The sequence below is a fragment of the Alistipes sp. DJF_B185 genome (assembly GCF_964250025.1).
GTDB classification, from domain to species: Bacteria; Bacteroidota; Bacteroidia; order Bacteroidales; family Rikenellaceae; genus Alistipes; species Alistipes finegoldii.
Window position 1 is genome coordinate 1 of record NZ_CAXUDY010000064.1, and the last position, 1,288, is coordinate 1,288.

Consider the following 1,288-nt stretch of genomic DNA (forward strand, 5'->3'; position numbering starts at 1 on the left):
ACAATCGGAATTCCCGACAAAGCGGTGCGCAAAATCAATTTCTACACCTCGACGGCTTTCGAGGGGTGCGACATTTACGACAAGCAGGGCAAGATATACGTCGTGAGCGACGGCACGGCACGACATCACCTGCTGGACGTTTCGACGACGATACGGCAGATTGCAGGACGCATACGAGATACACGTTACAAAGAGATAACGCATATCTTCTCGACGGTACGATACGCCGAGGGCATCACCTATCCGCAATTCAAAGCCGCAACGGAAAAAGAATTGGATAAGGCCGAACGCTTCGTGAAATGATATGCGACGGCGGATGAAGATTTACGCAATCAAATTTACACCAATAACAAATACATCAATACCGATACAATGACCATAGACCGCAACCGAATCAAATTGGAACTGCTGAATTTTCGCAACTATGCCGAGATTTACGCCGACAGCCGTAACCTTATTACGGAATACGAGCGTAACGACAACAAGATAACAACTGCCGAACGGCATGACATCCGACTGACCAAGCTGGAAAAGAACGCCAAAGCCAAGATACCGTTTAAGGAGTTGTTCGACCGATACGCCGAACTCAAAGCGTCCGACACGAATCCTTTTTCGACGGACGTGTTCGCATTATCGCTTATCGAGCGGCGGAACCCGTTGGTAAAACAAGCCTTTGAGATATTGGGGACAGAACGGGTGCGGGAACTCAAATACAATCAGACGCAGATACGGCGCGAACTGATTAAATGCTCGGCGGATGAACTCGCATATAAAATCGTCAAACGGATAAATACCGATTTACACCACGGAAAGGCGATACCCTCTAAAATCATTAAAGAGAGATTGCAGACCATATACGACGATTTGGGGGTTGAGCGCAGAGCAAAAGCGACGGATATTGCCCAATGATTCGATACCGCGAAAGGCTACAAGAACATCGACGGCAAAAACACCGAGTGCTACACCATCATAAGGGGTAAACTCGTTGCAAGGAAAAAGATTGCAGCGGAATAATAGCGCAACTCCGATTGGCTGAAAAGTCGGTCGGAGTTTTTCGGTACATATACCCCGACCGAGCGGACAATCCCTATTTTTCACCCCTCCCCATTTTCGGATGGAAAACCGAATTTTCATCCTTCCCATTTAATAGGATTCCACATAAAACAGACCACTCCCTATTTATGCCCGAAACCATATAACAGCATAGAATTATCGGAATTATATAGAATCGGAAAGCTATTCTTACATGGAGATATGCCGCCCTGTTTAGTTGGTTATGAATGGAGTT

1 protein-coding gene and 1 pseudogene are annotated in these 1,288 nt (G+C 46.5%); both read left to right on the forward strand.

Translation table 11 applies throughout. The features are described from left to right. A pseudogene (locus ACESTR_RS16130) lies at positions 1-303 on the forward strand (hypothetical protein); the annotation flags it as partial. Between the two features lie 96 nt (positions 304-399). Continuing rightward, positions 400-909 (forward strand): hypothetical protein, encoded by a 510-nt coding sequence (locus ACESTR_RS16135; RefSeq protein ID WP_256169427.1) that lies wholly within the window; start codon positions 400-402, stop codon positions 907-909. Positions 910-1,288 lie beyond the last annotated feature (379 nt).